The organism is Streptomyces hilarionis (genome assembly GCF_024539675.1).
Taxonomy (GTDB): Bacteria; Actinomycetota; Actinomycetes; order Streptomycetales; family Streptomycetaceae; genus Streptomyces; species Streptomyces hilarionis.
The window spans coordinates 1-6,813 of the sequence record NZ_JAHHIT010000266.1 but is presented as its reverse complement, the minus strand read 5'-3'; the positions used below and the strand labels follow the sequence as shown (position 1 = coordinate 6,813).

The following is a 6,813-nucleotide window of genomic DNA, read 5'->3' as shown; positions in this document are numbered from 1 at the left end:
AAGCGCTGCTACCCGGTCAAGTGGGCCCCGCCGGGCTATGTCGACCCGATCACGGACTGGTTCCACAAGTACGTGGTCTCGGCGGTCATCGAGACCGACCGCACCGGCGGCAACGACTCCATGGTCACCCGCTACGACTACCAGGGCGACGCGGCCTGGCGTAAGGCGAAGCCGGACGGCATCACGGACGCCAAGTACCTCACCTGGGGCGCCTGGCAGGGCTACGGCAAGGTCAAGGTCACCAGCGGCAGCTCGGACAAGCAGACCACCCGGGTCGACTACACGTATCTGCAGGGCATGGACGGGGACAAGGACGCCGACGGCGGCACCCGCTCGGTGACGGTCAAGGACTCCACGGGAGCGGCCTACACGGACGCCGAGGAGTTCACCGGCCACCAGCTGGAGGCCGCCACCTACGACGGCGCCAAGTTGGTGTCCAAGACGATCGACGTCCCGTGGAAGCACTACACGGCGACGCAGGCCAGGAGCTGGGACACCACTCACGCGGCGATCGTGCGCACCCAGACCGGCCGCGGCTTCACCCTGTTGTCCGGCGGCACATGGCGTGAGACGAAGTCCACGACGACGTACGACACGTCGAACGGCACCGGACGCGTCCTGCAGGTCGACGACCTGGGCGACGTCTCCGACACCGACGACGACTCCTGTACCCGTACGAGCTACGCGGACAACGCGGCCAAGAACATCCTGTCGTTGCCGGCGCGCACCGAGAGCGTGTCGGTCAACTGCGCAACCAACCCCGACCGCAGAAAGCAGGTGCTGGCGGACGAGCGCACCTCGTACGACGGCGGTGCGTTCGGAACGGCACCCGTCAGGGGCGACGCCACCAAGACCGAACGGATGACCTCGCACGACGGCACCACGGCCACCTACCAGGTCACGGGCGCGACGACCTACGACGACTTCGGCCGTCCGAAGTCCCAGCAGGACGCCAAGCAGTACGGGACCTCGGACCAGACGAAGACCGTCTACCTGGAGACGAACGGCCTGCTGACCAGGACGACCGTCACCAACACCCTCGGCCACAACACCATCACCGACTACGCCCCGGCCTGGGGCATGTCGGCAGGACAGACTGATCCCAACGGCAAGCGGACCGGCCTCGCCTACGACGGTCTCGGCCGCCTGACCTCGGTGTGGCTGGCGGACCGGGCCTCGACCCAGACGCCGAGCATCAAGTACTCGTACAACGTCCGCAAGGACAAGGTCACCGCGATCAAGACGGAGAAGATCGAGAACGACGGCTCGTACGGCGCCGAGTACCAGCTCTACGACAGCATGCTCAGGGCACGCCAGATCCAGACCGAGGGGCCGGACGGCACCCGTATGGTCGCGGACACCTGGTACGACGCCACCGGCAACGTCAGGAAGACCAACGCGACGTACAACGCCGACGGCCCGGCCTCCGAAGAGCTGCTGCTGGTGAGCAACGGCCAGGTCGACGGCCAGAACATGCTGGAGTACGACGGCCTGGGGCGGACGACCGCCGAGGTCTTCGCTGTGTCGGGCGCCGAACAGTGGCGCACCAGGACCACGTACGACGGGGAACTGACCCATGTCGACCCGCCGGTCGGCGGAGTCCCCTCCACGACGGTCACCGACGCCCAGGGCAACGTGTCCGAGATCCGCCACTACCGCGGAGCCTCGCCGGGCGCCGGCGTGCCGTACGACTCGACCAAGTACACGTACAACACGGCAGGTCTGCTGGAGACGGTCACCGACGCCAAGGACAACGTGTGGCGCTACGAGTATGACCAGCTCGGCCGCAAGACCAGGTCGATCGACCCCGACGCCGGAACGTCCCGTACGGACTATGACGAGTTGGACCGTCCGATCGCGTCCTACGACGGTCGTGGCAAGAAGACCTCCACGGACTACGACAAGCTCGGGCGGGTGTCGACGACCTGGCAGGGCGATGTCGGCACCGGCACGAAGCTGAGCGAGACGAAATACGACAAGGCGGGCTGGCTGGGCCAGGCCTACGGCTTCCTGAGTTACGTCTCCCCGACGGAGTACTTCGCGACTGCCGTGCAGTCCATGGACGCGTTCTACCGTCCGCTGCAGACCGCCTACGTCGTCCCCGCCTCGCAGGGGTCGCTGGCCGGCACGTACACCTTCACCACCACCTACAACCCGGACGGAACGGTCCGGACCGCCGGCATGCCGGCGGTCGGTGAGCTGCCGGCCGAGAACCTGGCCTACACCTACGACGCCCTGCAACGCCCGATGACGATGAAGGGCACCGCCAACCCCTACGTCACCAACACCGTCTACTCCAAGGGAAGCCGGCTCCAGCAGCTGGAACTGGCCTCGGGCGGCAAGAAGGTCTGGCAGAGCTTCTTCTACGAGAAGGGCACCGACCGGCTGACCCGCTCGGTGGTCGACGTCTACGGCGCGACCGCCCCGGCGAGGGACGCACGCTACTCCTACGACCAGGCCGGCAACGTCCTGTCCATCGCGGACACCGCGAACCCCGCCACCCCGGATGTCCAGTGCTTCGCCTATGACAGCCGACAGCGCCTGCAGCACGCCTGGACCCCGACGGCCACCGCGACTACCGCGGCCGGCTCCGGAACCAGGGGTTCGACCACGCCCGTGGACGGCACAGGGCCCACCGCCTGCGACACGGCAGCCGGTTCCAACGCCCTAGGCGGCCCGGCGCCGTACTGGAAGTCGTACGAGACGGACGCCATCGGCAACCGGGTGTCCGAGATCAACCACGACACCGGCCGGAACGCAGCCAACGACATCACCCGCGCCTACGAGTACGGCGGCGCGGGCGCCGCGGGCGACGGACCACACCAAGTCACCAAGATCACGGAAAAGACCCCCACCGGAGACCGGCAGTCGTCGTACGAGTACGACGACGCGGGCAACACCACCAAGCGCACCATCGGCGGCAACACCCAATCACTGACCTGGACCGACGCCGGCAAGGTCAACGAGGCGACTGAGTCGAACGGCTCGAAGACGAGCTACGTGTATGACGCCGACGGCAACCGCCTTGTGCGCAAGGATCCCTCCGGAACGACCCTCTACCTGCCGGGCACTGAGCTGAAGCTGTCCGCCGACGGCACCAAGACGGAAGCAACCCGCTATTACGAGTACGCGGGCCAGACCGTGGCGGTCCGCACAGCCGCAAAGCTCTCCTTCGTCGCAGCCGACCACCACGGCACCGGCGAGCTGGCGATCGACTCCGCTACCGGGGCGGTATCCCAACGACGCTTCGACCCCTACGGCGTCGAGCGAGGCGAGAAACTCGGTCCCTGGCCGGGGGAGCGAGGCTACGTCGGCGGCACGATAGACGCCTCGACCGGCCTGACCCACCTGGGAGCACGGGAGTACGACCCGGCGATCGGCAAGTTCATATCCGTCGACCCGATCATCGACTACACCCGACCTAACCAGATCAACGGCTACGCATATGCCGACAACACCCCGGTCACGCTGTCCGACCCAACCGGCCTGGAGAGCTGCTACGGCTACGGCTACTGCTCCGGATACTCGGGCACGTACAAGAAGGAAACCGGCAACAAGGGCGTCGACAAGGCCCAGTCGGACGCCGACGCCGCTTCCGCGAACGTGGCGTCCGCGCAGGCCCAGCAGTCCTCTGCCAAGAAGCGCATACAGTCCGCAGGCAAGGCCCTGATCAAGATTGCCCGCGACATCCTGGGCGTGGACGCGGCCCTGGACTGCATCTCCAGCGGCGACGTCGGCGCCTGCGGCGAAACCCTGCTCAACATCGCCGGCAGCTTCGCGGGCGGACTCGCAGGCAAGATCCTCGCCAAATACGGCGCACCGTGGAAATGGGCCAAGGGCCTCAGGCTCGTCAAACGAGTGACCGGCCTGGTCAAGGACCTGATCGGCGGTGCTCAGGGCCTCTTCAAAGCGAACAAGGCCCTGGGCAAGGCCAGACTGGGCCTGGCCAAGGCCACGGAGAAACTGGCGGAGGCGCGTAAGAAAGCCGCGAACGCCCTCAGAAGGAACAAGGGCACCTGCGAGGCCCCGCACAGTTTCCTGCCGGGCACCAAAGTCCTCCTCGCCACCGGCAAGACCAAACCCATCGAGAAGGTCAAGCTCGGCGACAAGATCAAGGCAACCGACCCGAAGTCGGGCACGACGACCGTTCGCGAGATCGTCGGCACGATAGTCACCGAGGATGACAAACACTTCGTCGACCTGACGATCAAGGGCACGTCCGGCAAGCACGAGTCGCTGGTCTCGACCGACACCCATCCCTTCTGGGTGGATTCCGAGAAGGCATGGATCCCCGCAGGCGATCTCAAGCCCGGAATGCGGCTGCACACTGCCACCGGCAGGTCAGTCGACCTGACAGCCACCCGCACCTTCGACAAGCGCCAGCGCACCCACGACCTGACCGCCAGCGACGTGCACACGTACTATGTGCTGGCAGGGGCCACGCCTGTCCTCGTTCACAATTGTGGAGAAGGAACGGCCACGGTCTACTTGGACCCGGTGGAAAAGCACGCGACCGTGAAGGTCGAGACAGCGGATGAGGCGCTACATACCGAACAAGTAGGCGTCCCCGGTACGGATGCAGTGCCCGCGATTCGCGCGGAGCCGCACGCGCCCACTACGATTAGGGTGCAGATTTCATTGCCAAACCCGGGGGGCGCTCTAGCCTTCCAGGAAGTGACTTTGGGGAGGAATCTTGGCCGCTACAACGTCGACAGTCGAAGTTGTGTTACGTACTGTGCTGAAGTTCTACGCGCAGGAGGGGTCACAGATCTCCCGGATATGTCGTCATCCATTGAGCTGACGAAGTACTTGATCCGGCGACACAATGCCGGGTGACAGGGGAAGATGATGTCAGTACCTGATGACTGGGCATGGCTGGAAGAGATGCCCGAGGGATGGCCAACCCCGGCAGAAATCACCGTTCCAACAGCAGTGCCAGCCACGAACCTGGTCCTTCTGATGTTGCGTAGCGAGATGCTCGGCAACGATCTAATGGAACTGATCGGTGAATTCATTGCCGAGGACGCCAGGTTCAACAGTTGGATTGGCGCGGAAGGAAAGCATGAGCTATCTATGCGTCAAGTGGCTGAATGTTCCGCACTGCTCCGAGAGTGTACAAAATCGATTTACGAGGCGTGGTGCGACTTCTCTCAGGCGCATGAGAGGGCGCAGCGGGCAGCAGGTTCGGCTTTGCCTGAAAGGCGTGAACTGTTCGTCACGCTCAAATCTGCATCCGAGAAGCTGCGCAATACGAGAATGAAGTGACTTTGCTCGCGTGATGCATCAAATCCGGCAGGTTTGCATGGAGGCTGATTCAGCCTAGCTCTAGCGTCATTCATTGGTGCTCCAACGAAATAGAAGGGCCTCGCCAGAATCGATTCTGGCGAGCCCTTCGGGGGGAGTGTAAATCTACTGACCCTGAATGCGTGATGTCGTCAGGGTGGCTGGCGTCGGAGGCCGGTGCCGGTGAGGCAGCCGTCGAGGACGCCGGGGCGGTACTGGAGCTGGCGTAGGCCGCGTCGGACGGCGGTGATCAGGTCTTGCGGGTCGGCGAAGGCGCGGTTGTCCACGGTGGTACGTCGCAGGACGGACCAGATGCCCTCGACCGGGTTGAGATCGGGTGCGTAGGGCGGGAGTTGGAAGACGGTGAGCCAGTCACGCTCGGCGATGTAGCGGCGCGTGCTGGCCGTCAGGTGGGTGTTGAGGTTGTCCCCGACCAGCACGATCGGGCCGCCGAGCTGCTGGTGGGCGATCTGGACGAGGTCGCGGTAGTCCTGCCAGGAGAAGCTCTTGCGCCCGGCGAAGCGGTGCGGCTGGACCGGCGGATGCTGCGACGGAGGCCGGACGGCCCAGGCGGCTGTCTCCTGGTCGGTTACTGGCCGGGGTGGACTGCCTGGACGCCGGTGCCCGCGTACGCCTTGGGCGTCAGCGTGAGGAGGAACCGCCCGGCCGGGTGCGCGGCCGAGGGCCGGGCGGCGTGGATGGCGTGGACGGCGGCCCAGGAGTGCCCGAACCGCAGCAGTCCGGTCGCGGTGACCGCGGCGTCGGTGTCGAACGCCTCGATCCGGATGAACCGCAGCCCCTTGATGTAGCCGAGCAGCCCGGGCCGCTCCGCGTCGCCGGCCGTCAGCGACAGCACCGGCGCGGACAGATTCCCGAGCCCGCCGGACGCCTGCACGTAGAACGCGGCGACCGCCTCGTTGAACGGATCCTTCGGGTCGTACAGCGCTGCGGCGGTCGTGTGGTCCAGAACGACCGAGATCGCCGCCACTACGCGGCCGTCTGCGAGCCGTGCTGCGCCCCGCCCAGGCGCTCCAGCAGCGCGCGGGCCTTCGCCTCGGCCTCCGCGCTGGGCGCCTGCCCCAGCGCGGCAGCGAGCTCCGCGCGGGCCAGCTCGGCACGCTCGGCGTACTCGGCCCTGGTCGGCGTGTCCTGCGCCAGCTCCTCCACAAGGTTCCGGATCGTCGTGCCGTGCTCGACGGCCAGCTGCGCCAGCCGGTCCCGCGCCGCCGCGCTCACCTTGATGCTCGTCTCGTCCGCCATGACCCGACTCTACCGCGTTCCTCTACCACTGGTAGAGGAACGCGTGGGGTGCCGGAGTGCCTCATCGGCCCCCACGTGTGTCCCGAGAAGGGCAGCCGCGACGTCGGCGGCTGAACTCTGCGGTGCTGCCGCGCCAGGCGCGCCCCCGGCCGCACCGCGCGGGCAGGTCTGCTGCCCTGTACCTCGCCGGACAGGAGGCCGGTACGCCCTCAGGTTTGCCGCGTGTGCGAAAGGCTTCGGGTTCGTGGGGTGGTTGGGTGGGGTTGGGGG

At 66.3% G+C, this 6,813-nt stretch carries 4 protein-coding genes and 1 pseudogene; 2 read left to right on the top strand and 3 right to left on the bottom strand.

Annotated features, from left to right (window positions below; genetic code table 11):
* Together KMS84_RS37220 and KMS84_RS37215 are read left to right on the top strand one after the other, a co-directional pair.
* Positions 1-4,836 (top strand): polymorphic toxin-type HINT domain-containing protein (locus KMS84_RS37220; protein ID WP_256920975.1); only part of this gene is annotated, 4,836 nt, incomplete at its 5' end.
* 9 nt (positions 4,837-4,845) lie between these two features.
* Positions 4,846-5,265, top strand: a complete 420-nt coding sequence (locus KMS84_RS37215) for a hypothetical protein (RefSeq protein WP_256920974.1) — start codon at positions 4,846-4,848, stop codon at positions 5,263-5,265.
* A gap of 170 nt (positions 5,266-5,435) precedes the next feature.
* On the opposite strand, the pseudogene KMS84_RS37210 reads toward KMS84_RS37215, so the two are convergent.
* The 3 genes and pseudogenes from KMS84_RS37210 to KMS84_RS37200 all read right to left on the bottom strand — a co-directional run.
* Positions 5,436-5,798: pseudogene (locus KMS84_RS37210) on the bottom strand (transposase); the annotation flags it as partial.
* Between the two features lie 74 nt (positions 5,799-5,872).
* Entirely contained in the window at positions 5,873-6,271 is a 399-nt protein-coding gene (locus KMS84_RS37205) for a PIN domain-containing protein (protein ID WP_256920973.1), read from the bottom strand.
* The gene (locus tag KMS84_RS37200; protein ID WP_256920972.1) at positions 6,271-6,543 is read right to left on the bottom strand and encodes a hypothetical protein; all 273 of its coding nucleotides are present in this window, start codon (positions 6,541-6,543) and stop codon (positions 6,271-6,273) included. The genes KMS84_RS37205 and KMS84_RS37200 overlap by 1 nt, the downstream gene beginning before the upstream one ends.
* Between the last annotated feature and the right edge of the window lie 270 nt (positions 6,544-6,813).

Excerpts from the sequence above, each read along its gene's own strand:
- KMS84_RS37215 (WP_256920974.1), top strand. The coding sequence starts at position 4,846 with ATGATGTCAGTACCTGATGACTGGGCATGGCTGGAAGAGATGCCCGAG.
- KMS84_RS37200 (WP_256920972.1), bottom strand. The coding sequence starts at position 6,543 with ATGGCGGACGAGACGAGCATCAAGGTGAGCGCGGCGGCGCGGGACCGG.